This window comes from Streptomyces viridochromogenes DSM 40736 (assembly GCF_000158955.1).
Classification (GTDB): Bacteria; Actinomycetota; Actinomycetes; order Streptomycetales; family Streptomycetaceae; genus Streptomyces; species Streptomyces venetus.
In genome coordinates this window covers 5,749,290-5,770,184 of sequence record NZ_GG657757.1, presented here as the reverse complement: position 1 = coordinate 5,770,184, position 20,895 = coordinate 5,749,290, and the positions used below count along the sequence as shown (strand labels likewise).

Sequence of the window (20,895 nt, the reverse complement as noted above, 5' to 3'; positions counted from 1 at the left end):
TCGCCCGGCACCGCGTCCGGGACAGCCGCACGCCCGTGACGACGAAGCCCCCGCCCGATCCGGGCAGGGGCTTCGTCGTCACGGGCGGCGATCAGTTCGGGCTGGTGTCGATGACCGCGGTGCGCTCCGCCGTCGTCTTGCCGCGCAGCGCCTTGCGCAGTGCGGAGACGACGTCCTGCGGCAGCACGTCACGCTTCCCGGTGGCGGTCTGGATCTGCACGCCGTCGAAGGTCGTGCCGTACGCCTCCTTGAGCGCTTCCAGGTCGTACGTCTCCACGAGCTTGCCGCCCACGGCCTTGAATCCGAGGATCTTCGGCAGCGACAGCGATCCGAACGGGATGCTGTGCGCCGCGTCGGTCTGCACGATGGCCTTGGCCGACATCGCGGGCTGCGCGAAGTCCTTCAGCACCCGGTCGACCTCGGCGTTCGAGACGGTCGGCTGCCGGGTGGTGGTCGGGAGGTTCACCTTCCCGGCCGTGCCCGTCTCCACCTGCGTGCGGTACGCCTCCTCGATCGCCGCGGTCGACTTGGCGACGTCGATGCCCTTGCCCGCCTTGCCGTACACGGCGACGGCCTTGCCGCCCTGGAACTTGATGGTGCCGTCGGACGCCGAGCCGGCGCCGCCGGAGGCACCCTCCAGGGACGCGTGCAGCTTCTCCTCGTCCACGGGCATGACCGGCGTGACGACACGGTGGTTGCCGAAGAGCGAGCCGATCACGGAGACCGGGTTGTAGTCGCTCTTCGCCGCCGCGTCGGCCGTGGCGTCCATGTCGAACTGGAGTCCGGCCTTGTCCGGGTCGAGGGACACGGTCTTGCCCTCCACCGACAGCTTGAGCGGCTTGCCGGCGTTGGTGTCGAAGGCCTCGTCGAGCTTCTTGACCGCGCCGTCACGGGTGGTGCCGCCGATGTCGACGCCGAGCACACTGGTGCCCTTGGGCACGTCGGTGCGGTTCATCAGCAGCCCGGCGCCGTAGACGCCACCGGCGACGACCACCAGACCGACGGCGAGCAGCACCAGCTTGTTGCGCCCCTTCTTCTTCGGCGCCTTCGAGGAACCGGCCGGGGGCGGGGAGACCGGCTCGGGCAGCTTCGGGGCCGCGTGGGGCACCGGGCCGTCGCCGGGCGCGCCCGGGCCGTACGGCGAGGCCGCGCCGGGCGGTACGACGGGGATGCCGCTGGTGACGGTGTGCCCGGAGACGTTGTCGTGGCGGGCACCGCCGTAGCCCTGGCCCTCCGGAGGTTCGGGGGCCGGCTTCTGCGGGGTGAGGATGGCGGTGTCGTCGCTCAGACCGCCACCGGGGCCGTGACCCGGGGCGCCGGGGGTGGCGGGTGCGCCGGGAGAAGCGGTGTTGCGCGGGCCCGGGGGGCCTCCTGGGGCGCCGTTCCTCGGGCCGGGGCCACCAGGACCACCGGGGCCGCCGCTCCTCGGGCCGGGGCCGCCTACGGCTCCGGGGCCGGAGGGCGCGCCGGGGCCGCCGGGGCGGCCGGGGTCGCTGAAAGCCGCCGGGGTCACCGGGACCGCCCGGGCGACCGGGCGCGTCGATACCGCCGGGGCCACCGGGGCCACCCGGCCTGCCGGAGTCGTGGAAAGCACCGGGTCCGCCGGGTCCGCCCGGTCCGCCTGACGGTGGGAACATCGGGCCGTCCCCGGTGACCGGCCCGCCGGTCGGGCCCGCCGGGCCCGGGGTGCCCTGCCCGCCGCGGCCGCCGGGCCCACCGGCGCCGTCGGGAGCGCCAGGGCCCCCCTGACCACCGTAGGCGCCTTGTCCGCTCTGCCCGTTCTGCCCTCGGTCGTTCTCCGAGAAGAACGGCAGGTCGTCGCGGCGCGGTTCGCCACTGCCCGGGGCGGGACGCGAACCGTTGCCCAGCGGGCCCGCCGCGAGTGCCTCGGTGACGTCGAAGGAGCCGGTACCCCCGCCGTGCCCGGGCGCGACGGGTCCGCCGGTCGCACCGCCCGGCAGCCCGGAGCCGTTGGTGGAGCCGGGCCGGGAACCGCCCGGAGCACTCATGGAGCCGACCACGCCGCCCGGTCGCCCGGCACCCGACGCACCGGTACCGGGAGCGGCCGAACCAGGTCCGCCCGCTCCGGAACCGCCCGCCGCGGGGCCCGAAGCGCCTGGCAGCCCGGCACCGTTGGTGGAGCCACTCCCCTGGCCCGGCTTGCCCGAGCCGGACTTGCGGGGCGCGAACCAGTCGCTGGTGGGCTTGTCGTCCCCGGGCCGGGCGGGATCGGCGGCGGGCTCGGCCGCGCCCGCGCCCGTGGGCGTGGCGGCACCTGGCGCCGTCGCTTCGTCGCCGGGCCGCGCACCCGCGCCGGCCCCGGTGTCGTCCGCGCCCTGCGCCCCCGTGACGGGCTTGCGCACCACCACCGGCGGAATGGGCCGCGACCCGGGGATGTTGATCCGGATCCGGGTCGTCAGCGTGGTCTCGGTCTTGCGTTCCTCCGGCCGCGTGGCCGAACGGGCCGCGTCCGCACCGGCGTCGGAGACCGTCGGGGTCCCGTACGGCGGCGTACCCGACGGGTAGGCGGCTCCGCCGCGCCCGTTGGGCCCGGAGGACGGAGTGTCAGTTTCACGACTCAAGGCAGGTTCTCCCGGTTGGCTCCGCCGCCCGTCACAACCTCACGCGGGCAGCTCGGCGGCGCGCACCACCATACTGGCCACTTCTCGCCCGTATCCCGTGACCGCTGGGGAAACCCACACCGGACCCCCACGCCCACGTTCTGGCGAAGTGGTACGTCACTTGCGAAGTCGGACGGGATCGCCGTCCGGTTGCCGCCCCGGACCGAGGGTGGCACACATCACAGCCACGGCGATGCCGCCGAGCAGGAAGAGGTAGGAGCCGCTTCCCGCGGCGAAGAGGAAGTCTCCCTCGGGGCGGCTGGCGGTGAGCAGGATGACGGCGAGCATCCAGCCTCCGGCGGCCGCGACGCCTCCGACCCGGCTGCGGGTGAGGCGCGCGGCACCGAGGACGAGACCGGCCTCACCGGCGAGCGCGAGCAGCAGTCCGCCCGGGAACCACCCGGGCTGCACCAGCGCCCCGGCCGTGCCGACCACGGCACCGAGCAGGAACAGTCCCAGGAAGGCGGCGACCCGTCCGACGGACGGCGGCCGCAACGGCTGGGCGAGCATCGGGCTCCGGTCGTTCACGAGGCCTCCTCGACACCGGCGAACAGGTCCGTCTCCCGCTCCCCGGGGCCCCGTTCACCCCGCACCAGCTCGTAGTACTCCGTGGTGAGGATCGGCTGGGCGAGCTCGTTGGACAGCACGAAGTACGGCTCGGCCACGGTGATCTGGGTGGCGTGGGCGCGCATCGCGGCGGCCTTGGCGGCGGCGTGGGCGGTGCCGTCGACGACGGTGGTGACGCGCTCGTCGGCCACGACGCCCGGCACGTCGTCGACGGCGGCCGACTTGGCGAAGGGCAGCCCCGGGAGATCGTCCTGGAGCCGGGCGAAGGACTGCTCCACAACGGACCGGGGGACCCGGTTCCAGTAGACCTTGGGGATCTTCCATCCGGCCTCGGCGGACAGCTCGGCGGCGCGCATGGCGACGCGGTGGGCCTGGATGTGGTCGGGGTGGCCGTAGCCGCCGTTGTCGTCGTAGGTGACGAGGACCTGGGGGCGTACCTCGCGGATCACCTCGACGAGGTGCGCGGCGGCCTCGTCGACGTCGGCCTGCCAGAAGCAGGCGGGGTCGTCGTTGTCGGGCAGGCCCATCATCCCGGAGTCGCTGTAGCGCCCGGCGCCGCCGAGCAGGCGGACGTCCTGCACGCCGAGCTCGGCCATGGCGGCGTCGAGCTCGCGGCGGCGGTGCCGGCCCAGGGCGGCGCCGGTCAGGTGGGCGAGCTCGGGCGGGATGACCTCGCCGCGCTCCCCCAGGGTGCAGGTGACCAGGGTGACGTGGGCACCCTCGGCCGCGTACCTGGCCATGGTGGCGCCGTTGTTGATCGACTCGTCGTCCGGGTGCGCGTGCACCAGGAGAAGACGCCGGTCGGGCAGTTCCGTCATGGGGCCAGCCTACGAGGCCCCGGATCGCTGTTCGTCGCGCCCTGGCCCGTCACCCCTCTGCGTCGAGCACCTCGTCGTCCTGGTAGCGCGGCAGGCCGCTCGTGGAGATGGTCCACTCACCGATGGTGACGTCCTCGCCGTAGACGAAGTTCTTGCGCACGGCGTAGCGAGGGCCGCTCGGAGTGGAGTGAATGTCGGTGAAGACGGCGCCGCTGCCGGTACGAGGATCGAAGATCGCGTAGATCGGAATGCCGAGCAGCGGGTAGTCGCGCATCTTGCCCACCCAGTCGTTCTCCGGGTTGGACCGGGAGACGATCTCGACGGCGGCGACGACCGTACGGGGGTCGATCGAACCTTCGACGTCTAGGTCGGCCCAGGCGATCACCATCACGTCCGGGTGCCGCATGATGCCCTCGGGGACGTCCTCCACGTCGGGCGTGCCGTTGTGGGCCAGCATCTCGTCCGGCATCACTCTCTCCAGACGGCGGCTGACGTGCGCGGCCGTGACCTCGTGCGGTCCCCCCGGCGACATCATGTCGTGCACGATTCCTTCCTTGGTCACTTCGAACTTCCCGGGGAGTGTGTCGTCCATCGACTGCACGACATCCCTCATGGACCGGTACAGATGGGAGCCGTCCCGCCGCGCGTTACCGGGTGCGATGGCCATGGCGCTCGCTCCTCGTCGTCTGTGCCCAGGGGCAAGGATCGTCACGTTCATGCTAGGCGGCCTCCTCGAGGTCAGAGCGGCAGTCGCGGCAGTGCGTGCTGGGGGCGGGGGAGCGGAAGGCGCGGTCGCAGCCGTCGCAGTTCCGCATCGGGTACCGGGGCGGCTGCGGGCCGGCCGGTGCCCGGAACGGGGGCGGAGGCGGGAGCTGGGCGGCGAGGCGGTGGGCCAGGAGGGCGACCGGGCGGCGTACGCCCTCGGGCGGGAGGTCGGCGGTCAGGGCACCGCGTACGGCTGCGGGGGTGACGTCCCGCTCCAGCAGCGGCGACGCCGGGGCGAGGTGGGCGGTGTCGCAGGCGGACAGGAGCAGCCCGGGAGTCGTGGCGGCGGAGGTCCGCGAGGAGGTCGGTGGCGGCTTGGAGGAGCGCGGGGGCGGGGTGTGCGGGGGTCGGTACGGCCGGGAGGGGCTTGCGGGGCGTTGCCGCGGCCCCGTTCCGCCCGCGCTTCTCACGTGCCGTCGGGGCGTGGTGCGTCCCGCTGTCCTCGCACGCCTCACGCCGCTGCGGTACGGCCCCAGCGGGGGCTTCTGGACGGTGGTGGGCTGACGCCGGCTGGTTGCAAGAGATCGTGCGAGTGATGATGCGGCCGGTGGCGGTGCGGACGCGTTCGCGGCGCAGGTAGCCGTGGGCCTCCAGCTCGCGCAGGGCGGCGGCGATGCGGGTGGCTCCCTCGGGGAACCGGGCGGCGAGGGTCTTGATGTCGGCGGGGGCGCCTTTCGGCAGCGACTGGAGATGTGTGCCGAGCCCGATGGCGAGGAGCGAGAGCTCCCCGTGCTGGGCCAGGTGATTGCCGATCACCGTGAAGCGGGTGGTGTGGCGGGTGTTGTCGTGCTGGAGCCCGCCGGTGCGGTGGGCCGCGCCGGGCCGCCGGTTCGGGTGCTTGTTGCCCGCAACGCGGGTCTGGGCGTGCGGGGGCACGCTAGGGTCCTGGGTACCCATCGGGAAGCCTCTATCTTCCTCGGTGGTCAGGCCCTCGCACTGGGATTGCCGTCCCGGCGGGGGCCGTCGCATGTCTGCGGTTGTGGTGGTGCGTTGGGCTGAGCGTCGGGCCTCGAGGGCCGCGAAATCCAGCCGGTCCGGGGAGGTTCACCCGCGCGAGTGAGCACGGGACGCGGGCGGGAGGGGTGGGGCTTGGCAGGGGTTCTTTCCCTCGGGGGTTCTTCGCCTTTCAGTCGCCGACGGCACCGGAGCGCGAGGGCACGGGTTCCGGCGGCGTGAAGGCCAGTTCGGCCCAGACGGTCTTGCGCGGGAAACGCCCTTCGGTCACACCCCAGCGGTCGGCCAGCGCCTCTACGAGCAGCAGGCCCCGGCCCGACTCGGCCACGTCACCGGCGGCTCGGAGCACGGGCAGCCGGTCGCCGCGCGCGTCGGTGACCTCGATACGGAGCGTGGCGCCGACCACGTAGAGGGTCACGCGGAAGCTGCGGCCGGGCAGACGGCCGTGGGTGGCCGCGTTGGCGGCCAGTTCGGCGACGACGTGGCTCGCCCTCTCGTGCGGGAGCCCCCAGCTCCGGAGCGCGTCCACGGTGAGCAGGCGGGCGAGACGGGCACCGCGCGGAGTGGACGACAGCAGCACGGTGAAGTTGCGTACCTCGCCGCCGGAACCGGGGCGCGTCCCGGGCTCGGCGGATTTCTGAGTTTCCTGATTCACGTCACTCAGCGTGGCCGACCGGTCGTACCGTGATGCGTGATTGCCCCGCTACGTAGAGCTACCGTCCAGGGCTTGTCCGGTGCTGTCCGGACTGTCCAGGCGGTCCCGGCGGGCGGGGCGCGACGGTACGAGGCGGCACCAAGGAGGGGCGCGCATGTCGGTGAACGGTGAGGCTGTGCGGGTCAGGACCGAGGCGGAGCAGACGGAGGAGCCGGGCTGGGAGGTGGACCCGGACGACGACTGGGCGCTCGCGGTGGTGGCCACCGTGGGGCGGCAGTTGAGGCTCCGCCGGGAAGCGGCCGGCATCCGGGTCGGCGACTTCGCCCTGGCGGTCGGGTACGGCGAGGACCTCGTCTACAAGATCGAGAGCGGCAAGCGGATCCCCCGGCCCGAGTATCTGGACACGGCGGACGAGGTGCTGTGCGCCGGGGGGCTTGTCGCGGCGATGAAGGAGGACGTGAGGAGGGTCAGGTACCCGAAGAAGGTGCGGGACCTGGCGCAGCTGGAGGCTCGGGCGGTGGAGCTTCAGCTCTACGATCCGCTGAACGTCCACGGGCTGTTGCAGACGCCTGATTACGCGCGCGGACTGCTCCTCATGAGGCGCCCCGCCTACTCGGCGGAGGAAGTGGAGCGGTTCATCTCCGCGCGCGTGGCCCGCAAGGCCGTCTTCGAGCGGGACCCAGCGCCTGAACTCAGCTTCGTCCTGGAGGAATGGGCACTTCGGCGCCCTCTGGGAGGAAGGACACGGCTGCGACAGCAACTCGAACACCTGCTGGAGGTCGGGCAGTTGCGCAACGTCGAGCTGCAAGTGATGCCGATGGACCGGGAGGAGCACGCCGGTCTGGCAGGCGGAATCGAGGTGCTGAAGTTCGACGACGGCTCCATGGTGGGACGCTCGCCGGCGGTCGCCAACGGCCGACCGGTGTCCGAGCCCAGGCAGCTCCGTATCCTGGAACTCCGGTATGGCATCATCCGGGCGCAGGCCCTCACGCCGCGTGAGTCGGCCTCATTCATCGAGCAACTGCTGGGGGAGACATGAGCCGCAAGATCTCGTCCGGGGGCGCATCCGAGCTGGCGTGGTTCAAGAGCAGCTACAGCAGCAGCAGTGAGGGCGACTCGTGCGTAGAGCTCGCCACCCAGCCCGGCACCGTCCACCTCCGTGACTCGAAGAACGTCGAGGGTCCCCGACTGGCCTTCACCCCTGCCGCGTGGGCCGACTTCGTGCCGTACGCGGTCGGGTCCTGAGGCGAAACGAGGCATGTGCTCCGGCCGGGGGCCCCGGGTCCCCGGGCTCTCGGCCGGAAGCCACGGCGCTCAGAACTTGATGCTGCCGATCATGCCCGCGATGTTCGTCGTCAGCTCGCTGATCGTGGGAGCGACGGTCGAGGAGGCGAGGTAGAAGCCGAGCAGCATGCAGACGATCGCATGACCCGCCTTCAGTCCTGATTTCTTGATCAGCAGGAAGACGATGATCGCCAGCAGCACCACCGCCGAAATCGAGAGTGCCACGGCGGTTCACCTCCAAAGATCCACAGGGGCGCGGGGGTCGGACTATGGGGGCATTAAATCCGTACAGCAGCCAGCAGGTTCATACCCACTATGCGACATTGATCATAACTATCCGTCCGTGCGCATCGATCGGCGCATGGCCGCACAAGGGGGCGCATGGCCAATATGGTCAGGGCATGACGACCGAGCCTGACTCCTTCCCCCGACGGCACGCCCGTACCCAGCGCTTCACGCTCGGCGCGCCGCGTTCGTTCACTGTGGCGCCCGACGGTTCACGAGTCGTGTTCCTTCGCTCTGGTTCCGGTACGGACCGGGCGAGTTCGCTGTGGGTCCTCGACACGGAGCAGGGCCGCGAGCGCGTCGCCGCCGACCCGCGCAGCTTGCTGGGCGGTGCCTCGGAGGACCTCTCGCCCGAGGAACGCGCCCGGCGAGAACGCAGTCGCGAGGGCGGGGCCGGCATCGTCGGGTACGCCACCGACAAGGCTGTCGAGTTGGCCTCTTTCGCCTTGTCAGGGCGGCTTTTCGCGGCCGAGCTGCAGGCCGGGACGGCGCGTGAACTGCCCGCTCCGGGGCCGGTGATCGACCCGCGTCCGGCGCCCGACGGGCGGCACATCGCCTACGTCGCCCAGGGTGCCCTGCGCGTCGTGGGCGCCGAGGGGGACGGCGACCGGGCGCTCGCCGAGCCGGATTCCGAGAATGTCTCATATGGACTGGCCGAGTTCATCGCGGCCGAGGAGATGGACCGGTCGCGCGGCTTCTGGTGGGCCCCTGAGTCGGACCGGCTGCTCGTGGCACGCGTGGACGACACGCCGGTGCAGCGGTGGTGGATCTCCGACCCGGCGCACCCGGAACGCGAGCCGCAGCGGGTGGCGTACCCGGCGGCGGGCACGGGCAACGCGGACGTACGGCTGTTCGTCATCGGCCTGGACGGGATGCGCACGGAGGTCGCCTGGGACCGGGCGCGGTACCCGTATCTGGCGCGTGTGCACTGGTCAGCGGCGGGCGCGCCGCTGCTGCTCGTACAGGCGCGCGACCAGCGCGGTCAGCTGATCCTGGCGGTGGATCCGGAGTCGGGCGCGACGCGGATGGTGCACGCCGACGAAGATCGAACTTGGCTTGATCTTTTCCCCGGGGTGCCGTGCTGGAGTCCGGCGGGGCAGCTGGTCCGGATCGCGGACGAGGGCGGTGCGCGGGTGCTGGCGGTCGGGGACCGGCCGCTCACGGGAGCGCAGTTGCACGTCCGGGCCGTGCTGGACGTCTCCGACCACGACGTGCTGGTCTCGGCGTCGGCGGGCGAGGAGGCCGCGGAGGCGGAGACGGGCCAGGTACATGTGTACCGGGTCAACGAGCTGGGCGTGGAGCGGGTGTCGCAGGAGCCGGGCGTGCACGCGGCGGTGCGCGCCGGGGGCGTGATCGTCCTGGTCTCGGCGACGCTGGATCGGCCAGGTTCGCGGGTGCGGGTCCTGCGTGGCGGAAAGGCGATCGCGACTGTCCCCTCATATGCCGAAGACCCCGGTATGTCCCCCCGCGTGACGCTCACCGAGGGGGGCGCACGCCGCATCCCGTGCGCCGTGCTTATGCCTCGGGACTACGCCGGTGACACCCCCCTGCCGGTGCTGATGGACCCGTACGGCGGGCCGCACGGCCAGCGGGTGCTCGCGGCCCACAACCCGTACCTCACCTCGCAGTGGTTCGCGGACCAGGGGTTCGCGGTGATCGTCGCGGACGGCCGGGGCACACCGGGCCGCTCACCCGCCTGGGAGAAGGGGATCCACCACGACTTCACCCTGTCCCTGGACGACCAGGTGGAGGCCTTGCAGGACCTCGCGAAGCGGTATCCGCTGGATCTGAACCGGGTGGCGATCCGCGGCTGGTCCTTCGGCGGCTGGCTGGCGGGCCTCGCGGTGCTGCGCCGGCCGGACGTCTTCCACGCCGGGATCGCGGGGGCGCCGGTGACGGACTGGCGTCTCTACGACACGCACTACACGGAGCGCTACCTCGGCGACCCGGCGCGGCACCCGGAGTCGTACGCCGGGAGCTCTCTGGTGACCGCCGACGGGCTGTCCTCCCCCGCCGAGCCGCACCGCCCCCTGATGGTCGTGCACGGTCTCGCCGACGACAACGTGGTCGTCGCCCACGCCCTGCGCCTCTCCTCGGCCCTCCTGGCCGCCGGCCGCCCGCACGAGGTGCTGCCCCTGTCCGGGGTCACCCACATCACCCCGCAGGAACAGGTCGCGGAGAACCTGCTGCTCCTCCAGGTCGACTTCCTGAAGCGTTCCCTGGGCCTCACCGGTTCCTGACCGGCCGGCCGGTTCCCGGACACGGCGACGGGCCGGGGCGACATGGCGCGCCCCGGCCCGTCTACGGCACCCGCACGGCCGTACGCTGATCAGCCTGACGTGTCCGTATATCGGGACCGGGTCAGCGAAGTTGCCTGCGTGTTAACGCAGTTCGCAGCGGTTTGTGGGGACTTCCAAGGCGATCGAGACCGTTGTCCTCTCCCGCAACGAGGACGGACTGCGGTTCCCGGAGAAGCACGGGTTCGCGAGGGCGGCTTGACCCTGTCTTTGCTTCTGCGCAGTCACCTCGGAAGCCCCACGCATCGAATGGGCAGTTGAGCGCCCGCCCTGAAGCAGACTTTCGTCTGGATCAGTGGACGTTGATCTGGGCATGTCACTGACGGATGGGGACCAGGCTCACCCGAGGGAGTGAAGATCGGGAACTCGTCGACTCAGAGGCCGTTGTGGATCGGGCGTACTGCGCCCGGAGTGCAGGACGGCCGCGCGCCACCAGGCCCGGGGAATCCCCCGCCCGGGCCTGGTGGCGCCTGACCCGCCCGGCGCGGGCGGCCCGGAGTGACTGAACGGAGTCACGCTGCGGTTGCTGCTCCCGCGCCCACCGCGTTACCTGGAACGGGGCGGAGCGAGGCTCGGAGCGCGAGGAGCGGTGATGATCACGCAAGACCAGGTCGATCGAATTCTCCGGCTGGACGGAAACGGACTTCCGTTGGTCTCGCTCTACATCCCCGCGGAACCGGACAGGACGGGCCACCGCGCGCTCCTGACCCGGGTGGCGAGCCTGCTGGACCGCATCCGGCCCCTCGCGGAGGATCGCTCACTTGAGCACGCCGCGCGGCTCTCGCTCCGCGACGACATCGCGAAGATCGGGAAATCGCTCGAGGAGGAGCCCCACAGACCGGGCGCTGTCGCCGTCTTCTCCTGCAGCGGCAACGGCGTCTACGAGCAGGTGTGGCTGCCGCGAAGCACCCGCGAACGCATCGTGGTGGACGCCGATCCGTACGTCCGTCCGATGCTCGGCGTGCTCGACGAGTACTACCGCACCTGCGCGGTCATCGTGGACAAGGGGACCGGCCAGGTCTGGGAGCACTACATCGACGAGGCCCGGGAGCTGGAGACGATCCGCGACCGTACGCTGCGCAAGCCCAATTACGCCGCGGGGCTCGCCGAGGACCGGGTCCGCAACAAGGCCGACGAGCTCAGCAAACGGCACTACCGGCGGCTCATCGGCGAGCTGAAGCAGCTGTTCGGGACCGGGCGCTTCGACCTGCTCGTCGTCGGCGGCCACTCTCATGAGGTACCGGTCTTCATCGAATTTCTCCCGCGCGAACTGCGGGACCGGCTCATCGGCAGCTTCACCGTCGACCGCGAGACCGCCACGCCCGCGGACATCAAGCAGAAGGTGCGGGAGCTCGTCTCCGACCACGCACACCAGGAGCAGCGACAGCTCGTCGGCGAGATCCTCGAAGCCAGGGCGGCCCGGCGGCCCGGCGCCGTCGGGCTCGACGAGACGCTGTGGGCGGCCTCGCTGGCCGCGATCCGGACGCTGGCGGTGGACGAGGATGCGGTTGCCCCAGGCGTCGTCTGCGACCGGGACGGGCTGCTTGCGCGCTCGGGAAAGACCTGCCCGCTCTGCGGGGAGCCGCTGCGCGAGGTCCCCGACATCATCGACGAACTGACCGAGACCGTCATCGACGACGGCGGCGAGGTCCGGCACATCGAGCCGGAGACGGAACTTCGCGCGCACCAGGCCGGGGCACTGCTGCGCTTCGAACTTCCCCCGCAGTAGGCCGGCGCGGGATGGTCCCGCCGGACCCTTTGACCACCTCGCATAATCGGAGTAATCATTGTAAATAGGACCGGTCAACCACGACAGGGCTCCCTCGCGGAGTACCTGTCGGGCACCGGCCAGGTCCCCGGCGACTTCTGAGATACGAGTAGTGGGTTGATCGGAAATTTCCGGGGACCGTCTGTGTGCACGATGCCCTCAGGCGCGGATCGACGCCCCGGGCCCACTCTCGTGGCTGTGCCATCCTCGATCTCCTCCAGGGCCTGCTGAGGTGCTGGACCGGTACCTGCACCACCTGCGGACGACCTGTCCCCACCCAACAAAGCCGCCGCAGACAGGGCAGAACCTGACGAAGCGCTACTGGCCCTCTCCACTGCCACGCCGCCCGGCTGCGACAGTCCCCCGACGGGGTTTTGTCGCAGCCGGGCGGCGGCATCTCAAGGACCCATGCGTGCAGGGATCAGGCCGCGTGGACGACGTCCTTTTCCTCGGCGAAGTGGCACGCCGATTCATGCGCCGCCGGGGTGTCCAGGCCCTTGAAAGGCTGGGGCACCGCCAACAGGGGCACTTCCTCAGCGCACTTGTCCTGGGCTTTCCAGCAGCGGGTGCGGAAGCGGCAGCCCGACGGCGGATTGGCCGGGGACGGGACGTCGCCGGTGAGGATGATCCGCTCGCGGCCCTCGCGGGACTCCGGGTCGGGGACCGGGACCGCCGACAGTAGCGCCTGGGTGTAGGGGTGCGTCGGGTGCTCGTAGATCTCCGTGTCCGTACCGATCTCGGCCATCTTGCCCAGGTACATCACACCCACCCGGTCCGAGATGTGCCGGACGATCGACAGGTCGTGCGCGATGAAGAGATACGAGAGGTTGAACTCGTTCTGCAGCCTCTCCATCAGGTTGATGACCTGCGCCTGGACGGACACGTCCAGCGCGGAGACCGGCTCGTCGCAGATGATGATCTCGGGGTTCAGGGCCAGGCCCCGGGCGATGCCGATGCGCTGGCGCTGACCGCCCGAGAACTGGTGCGGGTAGCGGTTGATGTACTCGGGGTTGAGGCCGACGACGTCCAGCAGGTCCTGGACCTTGCGGCGGCGATCGCCCTTCGGGGCCACCTCGGGGTGGATCTCGAAGGTCTCCCCGATGATGTCGCCCACCGTCATACGGGGGTTCAGCGAGGTGTACGGGTCCTGGAAGACCATCTGGATGTTGCGGCGTACGGCCTTCAGGGCGCGGCCGGACAGCTTGGTGATGTCCTGGCCCTTGTAGAAGATCTCGCCCGCGGTTGCCTTCTCCAGCATCATCAGCAGCTTGGCGACCGTGGACTTGCCACAGCCGGACTCGCCCACGATGCCGAGGGTCTCGCCCTGGTAGAGGTCGAAGGAGACCCCGTCCACGGCCTTGACCGCGCCGATCTGACGCTTGAACAGGATGCCCTGGGTCAGCGGGAAGTGCTTGACCAGGTTGCGCACCTGAAGGATCGGCTCACCGCGCTCGACCGGCGCCTCGATGGCGGCGACGGCCTCCTCGTCGGTGGCGGCCTCGACCGTCTCTACCTCGGTGACGTTGGGGGTGGCGTCCATGGGCTCGTCCGTCTTCTCCAGGTCAGCCATGGATCGTCTCCTTCCAGAAGTGGCACGCGCTGCCGCGGCCGGCCAGCTCGGCGCCGTCCCGCTCGGTGACCGGGTGCAGCGGCGGGACATCCGTACGGCAGATGTCCTGCGCCTGCGGGCACCGCGGGTTGAAGGCGCAACCGGTCGGGATGCGCAGCAGGTTGGGCGGCAGGCCCTTGATCGCGTAGAGGTCCTGGCCCTTCTGGTCCAGGCGCGGGATCGACTCGAGCAGGCCCTTGGTGTAGGGGTGCGCGGGCCGCTTGTACAGCTCGTGCACCGGCGCGGTCTCCACGATCCGGCCCGCGTACATCACCGCGATCTTGTCCGCGACGTCGGCGACGACGCCGAGGTCGTGGGTGATCAGGATCAGGCCCATGTTGTACTCGCGCTGCAACTCCGCGAGCAGGTCCATGACCTGGGCCTGGACCGTCACGTCGAGGGCCGTGGTCGGCTCGTCGGCGATGATCAGGTCCGGCTCCAGGGCGAGCGCCATCGCGATCATGATGCGCTGGCGCATACCGCCGGAGAACTGGTGCGGATAGTCGCCGACGCGCTCCTTCGCGGCCGGGATCTTCACGCGGTCCATCAGCTCGATGGCCTTGGCCTTGGCATCCTTCTTGCTCAGGCCCTGGTGGACGCGGAACATCTCGCCGAGCTGGTAGCCGACGGACAGCACCGGGTTCAGCGAGGACAGCGCGTCCTGGAAGATCATCGCGATCTTCTGTCCCCGGATCTTGCGCCGGGCGTCGCCCGACATGGTGAGCATGTCCTCGCCCCGGTACAGGATCTGTCCCTGGGGGATCCGTCCGGGCGGCATGTCGAGAATGCCCATGATCGCCTGCGCGGTCACGGACTTGCCGGAGCCGGACTCACCGAGCACGGCGAGGGTCTCGCCGGAGTTCACGGTGTAGTTGACGCCGTTGACGGCCTTGGCCACACCGTCACGGGTGTGGAACTCGACGTGCAGGTCGCGCACTTCGAGCAGGGGGACGTCCCCCTCGGCCGCGCCGCGCGGCTCGGGGACGTTCCGGGTCTTGTCAATGGTGGTCACGTACGCCCTCCTCAGCGCAGCTTCGGGTCGAGGGCGTCGCGCACCGCGTCGCCGAGCATGATGAACGCGAAGACCGTGAGGCTGAGCATTCCGGCCGGGAACAGCAGCGTGTGCGGGTTGTCCCGGATCACCTTGCTGCCCTCGGAGATGTCGATGCCCCACGAGATCGTCGGGTCGCTGAGGCCGAGGCCGAGGAACGACAGCGTCGCCTCCGCGGAGATGTAACCGCCGAGCGCGATCGTGGCCACGACGATGGTCGGCGCGACGGCGTTCGGCATCACGTGGCGGAACAGGATCCGCGGGGTGCCGGCGCCCAGCGCCCGGGCCGCCGTCACGTAGTCCGCCTGCTTGGCCGTGATCACCGAGCTGCGCATGACGCGGGCGATCGAGGTCCAGCCGAGGAAGGCCAGGGCCAGGATGACCACGTACACCTTGCGCTCGGTGAAGGCGTTCAGGACGACCATCGTGCCGAGCAGGAACGGCAGGCCGAAGAAGATGTCGACGATCCGGGAGATCACCGAGTCGATCCAGCCGCCGAAGTAGCCGGCCAGCATGCCGAGCAGTCCGCCGATCAGCGTGACGGCCGCGGTGACGCAGACGCCGACCAGGATCGAGGCGCGGGTGCCGTAGATGACACGGGCGTAGATGGAGCGGCCCTGCTGGTCGTAGCCGAACCAGTCGGGCTGGAAGACATGGCCCAGCTCCGGCTTGCTCAGGTAGTGGTGGACCAGGTCGCCGTCCCGCGGGTCGACGCTGGTGAACATGCCGGGGAACGCGGCGATCACCAGCAGCAGGACCAGCAGCACCGAGGAGATCCAGAACATGGGCCGGTGCCGCAGGTCGTACCAGGCGTCACCCCACAGGGAGCGGGGCTTGTCGCTCTTCTGCGCGCTCACCTTGCCGGGGGCGTCGACGGCCGGCGGGGCCACGGCGTCCACGGTCGCGGAGTCGGTGGTCTGGGCCTTGGTCACGTCAGGCATACCGGATCCTCGGGTCCAGGACCGCGTACAGCAGGTCGATGAGCAGGTTGATCAGGAGGATGACGAGGACGAGGACCGTCACCACACCCGTGACCGTCGAGCCCTCGCTCGTCTGGATCGCCCTGTAGAGGAGGTTGCCGACGCCCTGGATGTTGAAGATGCCCTCGGTGATGACCGCGCCGCCGATGAAGCCGCCGACGTCGGTACCGACGAAGGTGACCACGGGAATCAGCGAGTTGCGCAGCAGGTGGACACCGATGATGCGGCGCCGGGGCAGGCCCTTGGCCAGCGCGGTGCGCATGTAGTCGGCCCGCAGGTTCTCGGCGAAGGTCGTCCGGGTCAGCCGCGCCACGTACGCCATGGACAGCATGGCCAGGACGAAAGCGGGCAGGAACAACTGCGAGTAGTCCGTGGAGTCCTGCACGTTGGGCGGCAGCCAGCCGAGTTCGTCGGCGAAGATGAACCGGGCGATGAAGCCCAGCACGAACACCGGGATGGAGATCACCGTCAGGGTGAAGACCAGCACGCCGGTGTCGGCGGCCTTACCGGCCCGCAGACCGGCCCACGCCCCCAGGCCGACACCGATGATGATCTCGATGGTGATGGCCAGCAGCGTCAGCCGCAGGGTCACCGGGAAGGCCTCGGCCATCAGGTCGGCGACCGGGCGTCCGGCGAGGTTGCTGCCGAAGTCTCCCTTGAGGAGATTCAGCATGTAGTGGAAGTACTGCTCGAGGACGGGCTTGTCGAAGCCGTACTCGCGCTTGATCTGCGCGATCTGTGCGGGATCGGGAGCCTTGTCCCCGTAGATGGCCCGGACCGGGTCGCCCGGCAGGATGTGGACCATCAGGAAGATCAACAGAGTTGTCCCGATGAAGATCGGGATCATCTGGAGCAGTCGCCTGGCGGCGTAGCGCCCCATCTTGCGCCTCCATGCCGTGAGGGGTCGGCGAGGCCTGCGCACTCATCTCTACCGCAGGTCGGGGGGGGTGAGGTGGAGGCCTGTGCCTACGGACCGGCGCCGCCGCTCCCCTGACGGGAGAGGCGGCACCGGCCTGCGGTCGTGTGCTTACTTCTGCTTGACCTGGATCTGGTCGAAGATCGGGTCGCCGTCCTGGCCGTACTTGATCTTGCCCAGGATGTTGACGGACTGACCGCTGTTGACCTTGTAGAACCAGAGCGGGATGGCCGGCATGTCCTTTGCGAGGAGCTGCTCCGCCTCCTGGTACTTGGCCACGGTCTCGTCGATCGAGCCGGCCTTGTCCGCCTCGGAGCTCAGCTTGTCGAACTCCTTGTTGGAGTAGCCGCTGGTGTTACCGGCGGCCGTGGAGCCGTACAGGTCGCGCATGAAGTTCGAGTTGACCGGGTAGTCGAGCACCCAGCCACCGCGGTACATGGACTTGACCTGGTCCTTGTCACGGGCGTCGAGGTCGGCCTGGAAGGTCGGCTTCGGGTCGCCGGTGCACTCCACGCCGGTGGCCTTGCGGATCGAGTTGCAGACCGCGTCGACCCACGGCTTGTGGTCCTGGTCGGCGTTGTACTGGATCTGGATCTTGTTGCCCGGGACGCCGCCACCCTCCTGGACGAGCTTCTTGGCCTGGGCCGGGTCGAACTTGACGATGTCGCCGAGCGCGCCCTTCTTGTAGCCGAGGACGCCGGGGGCGACGTAGGAGTCGGCCGGGGTACGGGTGCCCTGCAGGACGGTCTTGGTGATCGTCTGGCGGTCGATCGCCATGGACAGACCCTGGATGACCTTGGGGTCGATGTCCTTGAACTGCTTGGTGTAGAACGCCGGGACGATCGACTGGACGGCCGAGTACGGCTGGTCGATGGCGCGGTCGCCGAGGTCCGACTTGTAGTTCGTCAGCGCGGTGGTCGGGACCTGCTCGATCCAGTCCACGTTGTTGGAGCGCAGGTCCGAGTACGCGGCGTCGGCGGTCGTGTAGTTCTTGAAGTCGATACCGCCGTTCTTGGCGGCGTTCGGGCCCTTGTAGTCCGCGAACTTGCGGACCTTGATGAGCTTGTTGTGCTCCCAGGAGACGAACTTGTACGGGCCGTTGCCGACCGGCTTCTGGCCGAAGCCCTTCGGGTCCTTGAAGAAGGCCTCGGGCAGCGGCGCCCACACGTCGTAGCCCAGCTTGTACGCGAAGTACGAGACCGGCTGCGTCAGCTTGACGGTGAAGGTGTTGTCGTCGACGACCTTCAGGCCCGACATCTTGTCGGCCTTCGGGTCACCCTTCTCCGGGTGCACCTGGTCGAAGCCCACGATGTCGGCGAACCAGCTGGAGTTGGTCTGGTTGTTCTTGATGTTGGCGGACCAGTTCCAGGAGTCCACGTAGGACTTGGCGGTGACCGGGGTGCCGTCGTGGAACTTCCAGCCCGGCTTGAGCTTGACGGTCCACTCGGACGAGTCGTCGTTCGGCGTGACCGACTCGGCGTTCACGTACTCGAGCTTGCCGGTGCCGGGCTCGTAGTCGACCAGACCCGCGAAGATCGTGCGCAGGACACGGCTGCCCTGGCTCTCCTTGGCGTTGGCCGGCTGCAGCGGGTTCTGAGGCTCGCTCAGCTGCGCAGTGACGATGCCGTTCGGGTCGGCCTTCCCCTTGTTCATGTCGTCGCTGCCGCTGTCGTCGCCGCCGCCGCAGGCGGTGGCGGCCAGAGCGACGACTATCGCCCCCGCGACCCACTTGGCGCTCTTGGCACCGCGCATGGGTTCCTCCTATGAAGTCATTGGTTCACCGCGAAGGGAGCACAGGACGGATCACCGCCACAGCCCGTCGCCGGTGCCGGTTTCGTCAGGTGCCCCCGCGCTCGTGAGTCGGCGCCGCCTCCAGCGCATGACCCGTTCATCCGAGCTCTACGCGCCTAACTATCTGCCAAACGCCAGGACCGAACCACACTCTCGAGGTCTCGGTTCGATCACAGCTCGCGCCTACATCTTCCAAAATCCGGACAAAGGGTTTGGTGAAAGATCCCTGCGAAACGGACTTGTTACACATCTATCGGTGGGGGCTGTCCGCATTCCGGACGCGAGAGTGAGAAAAACCGCTTGCGACGGGGCAGACTCCCGTGCAGGGCGCCTTGGTGCCTGTCGCGCGCTCAAGAAGCCTGTGCGGCAAGGCCATTGCGCGAACCCCGGAGTCGGGGTGGCGCGGCGCTTCCGCAGAAGCGTAGTGGGAACGGGGCGTTCCGGACGCCGGTCCCGGGCAAATCGAGGGTTTTCCCTACCCCTGCCCTTGGCGTTCTGTCTTCTTCATGACGACACCGGGCACCCCGCCTCGCGGGGTGCCCGGTGTCGTTTCAGCGGCAGGCGTCAGCCGTGCTTGGCGCGGCTCGCGGCGCGGGCGCGCTCGCGGGCGTCCAGGTTCACCTTGCGGATGCGCACGGCCTCCGGGGTGACCTCCACGCACTCGTCGTCGCGGCAGAACTCCAGGGACTGCTCCAGCGACAGCTTGCGCGGCGGGACGATCGACTCGGTCACGTCGGCCGTGGACGACCGCATGTTGGTGAGCTTCTTCTCCTTGGTGATGTTGACGTCCATGTCGTCGGCGCGGGAGTTCTCGCCGACGATCATGCCCTCGTACACCTCGGTGCCCGGCTCGACGAACAGCACGCCGCGCTCCTGGAGGTTGGTCATCGCGAACGCGGTGACCGCACCGGCGCGGTCGGCGACCAGGGAGCCGTTGTTACGGGTCTGGAGGGTGCCGAACCAGGGCTCGAAGCCCTCGTGGATGGAGTGGCCGATGCCCGTGCCGCGGGTCTGGGTCAGGAACTCGGTCCGGAAACCGATCAGACCGCGGGAGGGGACGACGAATTCCATGCGGACCCAGCCGGAGCCGTGGTTGGACATGTTGTCCATGCGGCCCTTGCGGACGCCCATGAGCTGCGTGACGGCGCCCATGTGCTCCTCGGGCACGTCGATCGTCATGCGCTCGACGGGCTCGTAGGTCTTGCCGTCGACCTCCTTGGTGACGACCTGCGGCTTGCCGATGGTGAGCTCGAAGCCTTCCCGGCGCATCGTCTCGACCAGGATGGCCAGCGCCAGCTCACCGCGGCCCTGCACCTCCCAGGCGTCCGGCCGCTCGGTGTCCAGCACCCGGAGGCTGACGTTACCGATCAGCTCGCGGTCGAGGCGGTCCTTGACCTGGCGGGCGGTGACCTTGCGGTCCTTGACGGCCGCCTTGTTGTCGGCGCCCTTGCCGGTGGCGCCGCGGCCGACCAGCGGGGAGGTGTTGGTGCCGATGACCATGGAGATCGCGGGCTCGTCGACCGTGATCAGCGGCAGCGCGACCGGGTTCTCCGGGTCGGCGAGGGTCTCGCCGATCATGATGTCCGGGATACCGGCCACGGCGCAGATGTCACCGGGACCGGCCATCTCGGCCGGCTTGCGGGTGAGCGCCTCGGTCATCATCAGCTCGGAGATGCGGACGTTGCTGACGGACCCGTCGCGCTTCATCCAGGCGACCGTCTGGCCCTTGCGCAGCTCGCCCTGCTCGACGCGGAGCAGCGCGATACGGCCGAGGAAGTTGTCGGCGTCCAGGTTGGTGACGTGCGCCTGGAGCGGGGCGGCCTCGTCGTAGGTCGGGGCCGGGATGTGCTCCAGGATGGTGGAGAAGAACGGCTCCAGGCTGGTGGAGTCGGACGGGACCGTGCCGTTGTCCGGCTTGGTCAGCGAGGCGATGCCGTCGCGGCCGCAGGCGTAGACGATCGGGAACTCGATCTGCTCCTCGTCGGCGTCCAGGTCGAGGAAGAGGTCGTAGGTCTCGTTGACGACCTCGTCGATGCGGGAGTCCGGGCGGTCCGTCTTGTTGATGCACAGGATGACGGGCAGGCGCTGCTGGAGCGCCTTGCGCAGCACGAAGCGGGTCTGCGGGAGCGGGCCCTCGGAGGCGTCCACGAGCAGCACGACACCGTCGACCATCGACAGACCCCGCTCGACCTCGCCGCCGAAGTCGGCGTGGCCGGGGGTGTCGATGATGTTGATGGTGATGACGTCCCCCCCGTCCTTCGGGTGGTACTTCACCGCGGTGTTCTTGGCCAGGATCGTGATGCCCTTCTCACGCTCCAGGTCGTTCGAGTCCATCATGCGGTCGTCGACCGAGTCGAGCTGATGCGCGGCGAAGGCGCCGGCCTGCTTCAGCATGCCGTCGACGATGGTGGTCTTGCCGTGGTCGACGTGGGCGACGATGGCGACGTTGCGGATGTCGTGGCGCGTGGCCATAAAAGGCGTACTCCCGGAGTAGTGAATGCCCTGCGCGTACGTCAGTGGTGCGCGGGCCCTGC

General features: G+C 69.8%; 15 protein-coding genes and 2 pseudogenes. 4 read left to right on the top strand and 13 right to left on the bottom strand.

What is annotated here, in order from left to right; genetic code table 11:
- Positions 1 to 91: 91 nt before the first annotated feature.
- From SSQG_RS42210 to SSQG_RS25500, 6 genes and pseudogenes are all read right to left on the bottom strand, one after another.
- A pseudogene (locus tag SSQG_RS42210) lies at positions 92 to 2,582 on the bottom strand (hypothetical protein).
- 156 nt (positions 2,583 to 2,738) lie between these two features.
- Complete coding sequence (locus SSQG_RS25520) at positions 2,739 to 3,149, bottom strand: DUF6113 family protein (RefSeq protein ID WP_003992738.1); 411 nt, start codon at positions 3,147 to 3,149, stop codon at positions 2,739 to 2,741.
- A complete protein-coding gene (gene mshB / locus SSQG_RS25515; RefSeq protein ID WP_003992737.1) occupies positions 3,146 to 4,006 on the bottom strand; it encodes an N-acetyl-1-D-myo-inositol-2-amino-2-deoxy-alpha-D-glucopyranoside deacetylase in 861 nt (286 codons plus the stop codon). Before mshB ends, SSQG_RS25520 begins: the two co-directional genes overlap by 4 nt.
- Positions 4,007 to 4,055: 49 nt before the next feature.
- Entirely contained in the window at positions 4,056 to 4,673 is a 618-nt protein-coding gene (locus SSQG_RS25510; RefSeq protein WP_039933606.1) for a Uma2 family endonuclease, read from the bottom strand.
- A 52-nt stretch (positions 4,674 to 4,725) separates the two neighbouring features.
- Positions 4,726 to 5,668, bottom strand: a pseudogene (locus tag SSQG_RS25505) (helix-turn-helix domain-containing protein).
- Positions 5,669 to 5,897: 229 nt separating this feature from the next.
- Complete coding sequence (locus SSQG_RS25500; protein ID WP_003992734.1) at positions 5,898 to 6,380, bottom strand: ATP-binding protein; 483 nt, start codon at positions 6,378 to 6,380, stop codon at positions 5,898 to 5,900.
- A 154-nt stretch (positions 6,381 to 6,534) separates the two neighbouring features.
- Here SSQG_RS25500 and SSQG_RS25495 point away from each other — a divergent pair, with 154 nt between their 5' ends.
- Both SSQG_RS25495 and SSQG_RS25490 read left to right on the top strand, forming a co-directional pair.
- Positions 6,535 to 7,419, top strand: a complete 885-nt coding sequence (locus SSQG_RS25495; RefSeq protein WP_052310348.1) for a helix-turn-helix domain-containing protein — start codon at positions 6,535 to 6,537, stop codon at positions 7,417 to 7,419.
- Positions 7,416 to 7,625: a DUF397 domain-containing protein gene (locus SSQG_RS25490; protein ID WP_003992732.1), complete on the top strand. Its 210-nt coding sequence runs from the start codon at positions 7,416 to 7,418 to the stop codon at positions 7,623 to 7,625. Before SSQG_RS25495 ends, SSQG_RS25490 begins: the two co-directional genes overlap by 4 nt.
- Positions 7,626 to 7,694: 69 nt before the next feature.
- Here SSQG_RS25490 and SSQG_RS25485 read toward each other — a convergent pair whose 3' ends face one another.
- Positions 7,695 to 7,889: a hypothetical protein gene (locus SSQG_RS25485; protein ID WP_003992731.1), complete on the bottom strand. Its 195-nt coding sequence runs from the start codon at positions 7,887 to 7,889 to the stop codon at positions 7,695 to 7,697.
- Positions 7,890 to 8,065: 176 nt separating this feature from the next.
- Here SSQG_RS25485 and SSQG_RS25480 point away from each other — a divergent pair, with 176 nt between their 5' ends.
- Positions 8,066 to 10,189 (top strand): S9 family peptidase, encoded by a 2,124-nt coding sequence (locus SSQG_RS25480; RefSeq protein WP_003992730.1) that lies wholly within the window; start codon positions 8,066 to 8,068, stop codon positions 10,187 to 10,189.
- Positions 10,190 to 10,838: 649 nt separating this feature from the next.
- The gene (locus tag SSQG_RS25475; RefSeq protein ID WP_039933603.1) at positions 10,839 to 11,975 is read left to right on the top strand and encodes a hypothetical protein; all 1,137 of its coding nucleotides are present in this window, start codon (positions 10,839 to 10,841) and stop codon (positions 11,973 to 11,975) included.
- Between the two features lie 460 nt (positions 11,976 to 12,435).
- Here the strand turns inward: SSQG_RS25475 and SSQG_RS25470 are convergent, their stop codons facing one another.
- The 6 genes from SSQG_RS25470 to typA form a co-directional block, all read right to left on the bottom strand.
- Positions 12,436 to 13,584 carry an ABC transporter ATP-binding protein gene (locus tag SSQG_RS25470; protein WP_039933602.1) on the bottom strand — a complete coding sequence of 383 codons (1,149 nt, stop codon included), beginning with the start codon at positions 13,582 to 13,584 and terminating at the stop codon, positions 12,436 to 12,438.
- Complete coding sequence (locus SSQG_RS25465) at positions 13,577 to 14,635, bottom strand: ABC transporter ATP-binding protein (protein ID WP_003992727.1); 1,059 nt, start codon at positions 14,633 to 14,635, stop codon at positions 13,577 to 13,579. The genes SSQG_RS25470 and SSQG_RS25465 overlap by 8 nt, the downstream gene beginning before the upstream one ends.
- An 11-nt stretch (positions 14,636 to 14,646) precedes the next feature.
- Entirely contained in the window at positions 14,647 to 15,615 is a 969-nt protein-coding gene (locus tag SSQG_RS25460; protein ID WP_003992726.1) for an ABC transporter permease, read from the bottom strand.
- On the bottom strand, positions 15,608 to 16,534 hold the full coding sequence (locus SSQG_RS25455; RefSeq protein WP_003992725.1) for an ABC transporter permease: 927 nt from the start codon (positions 16,532 to 16,534) through the stop codon (positions 15,608 to 15,610). The genes SSQG_RS25460 and SSQG_RS25455 overlap by 8 nt, the downstream gene beginning before the upstream one ends.
- A 147-nt stretch (positions 16,535 to 16,681) precedes the next feature.
- Positions 16,682 to 18,322, bottom strand: coding sequence for a peptide ABC transporter substrate-binding protein (locus tag SSQG_RS25450; protein ID WP_003992724.1), 1,641 nt, complete (start codon positions 18,320 to 18,322; stop codon positions 16,682 to 16,684).
- Between the two features lie 603 nt (positions 18,323 to 18,925).
- Positions 18,926 to 20,833, bottom strand: a complete 1,908-nt coding sequence (gene typA / locus SSQG_RS25445; protein ID WP_003992723.1) for a translational GTPase TypA — start codon at positions 20,831 to 20,833, stop codon at positions 18,926 to 18,928.
- Positions 20,834 to 20,895 lie beyond the last annotated feature (62 nt).

What these genes read in the sequence shown, in the direction of transcription:
- mshB (WP_003992737.1), bottom strand. Translation starts at nt 4,006, where the DNA reads ATGACGGAACTGCCCGACCGGCGTCTTCTCCTGGTGCACGCGCACCCG.
- SSQG_RS25510 (WP_039933606.1), bottom strand. Translation starts at nt 4,673, where the DNA reads ATGGCCATCGCACCCGGTAACGCGCGGCGGGACGGCTCCCATCTGTAC.
- SSQG_RS25495 (WP_052310348.1), top strand. Translation starts at nt 6,535, where the DNA reads ATGTCGGTGAACGGTGAGGCTGTGCGGGTCAGGACCGAGGCGGAGCAG.
- SSQG_RS25490 (WP_003992732.1), top strand. Translation starts at nt 7,416, where the DNA reads ATGAGCCGCAAGATCTCGTCCGGGGGCGCATCCGAGCTGGCGTGGTTC.
- SSQG_RS25480 (WP_003992730.1), top strand. Translation starts at nt 8,066, where the DNA reads ATGACGACCGAGCCTGACTCCTTCCCCCGACGGCACGCCCGTACCCAG.
- SSQG_RS25475 (WP_039933603.1), top strand. Translation starts at nt 10,839, where the DNA reads ATGATCACGCAAGACCAGGTCGATCGAATTCTCCGGCTGGACGGAAAC.
- SSQG_RS25470 (WP_039933602.1), bottom strand. Translation starts at nt 13,584, where the DNA reads ATGGCTGACCTGGAGAAGACGGACGAGCCCATGGACGCCACCCCCAAC.
- SSQG_RS25460 (WP_003992726.1), bottom strand. Translation starts at nt 15,615, where the DNA reads ATGCCTGACGTGACCAAGGCCCAGACCACCGACTCCGCGACCGTGGAC.
- SSQG_RS25455 (WP_003992725.1), bottom strand. Translation starts at nt 16,534, where the DNA reads ATGGGGCGCTACGCCGCCAGGCGACTGCTCCAGATGATCCCGATCTTC.
- SSQG_RS25450 (WP_003992724.1), bottom strand. Translation starts at nt 18,322, where the DNA reads ATGCGCGGTGCCAAGAGCGCCAAGTGGGTCGCGGGGGCGATAGTCGTC.
- typA (WP_003992723.1), bottom strand. Translation starts at nt 20,833, where the DNA reads ATGGCCACGCGCCACGACATCCGCAACGTCGCCATCGTCGCCCACGTC.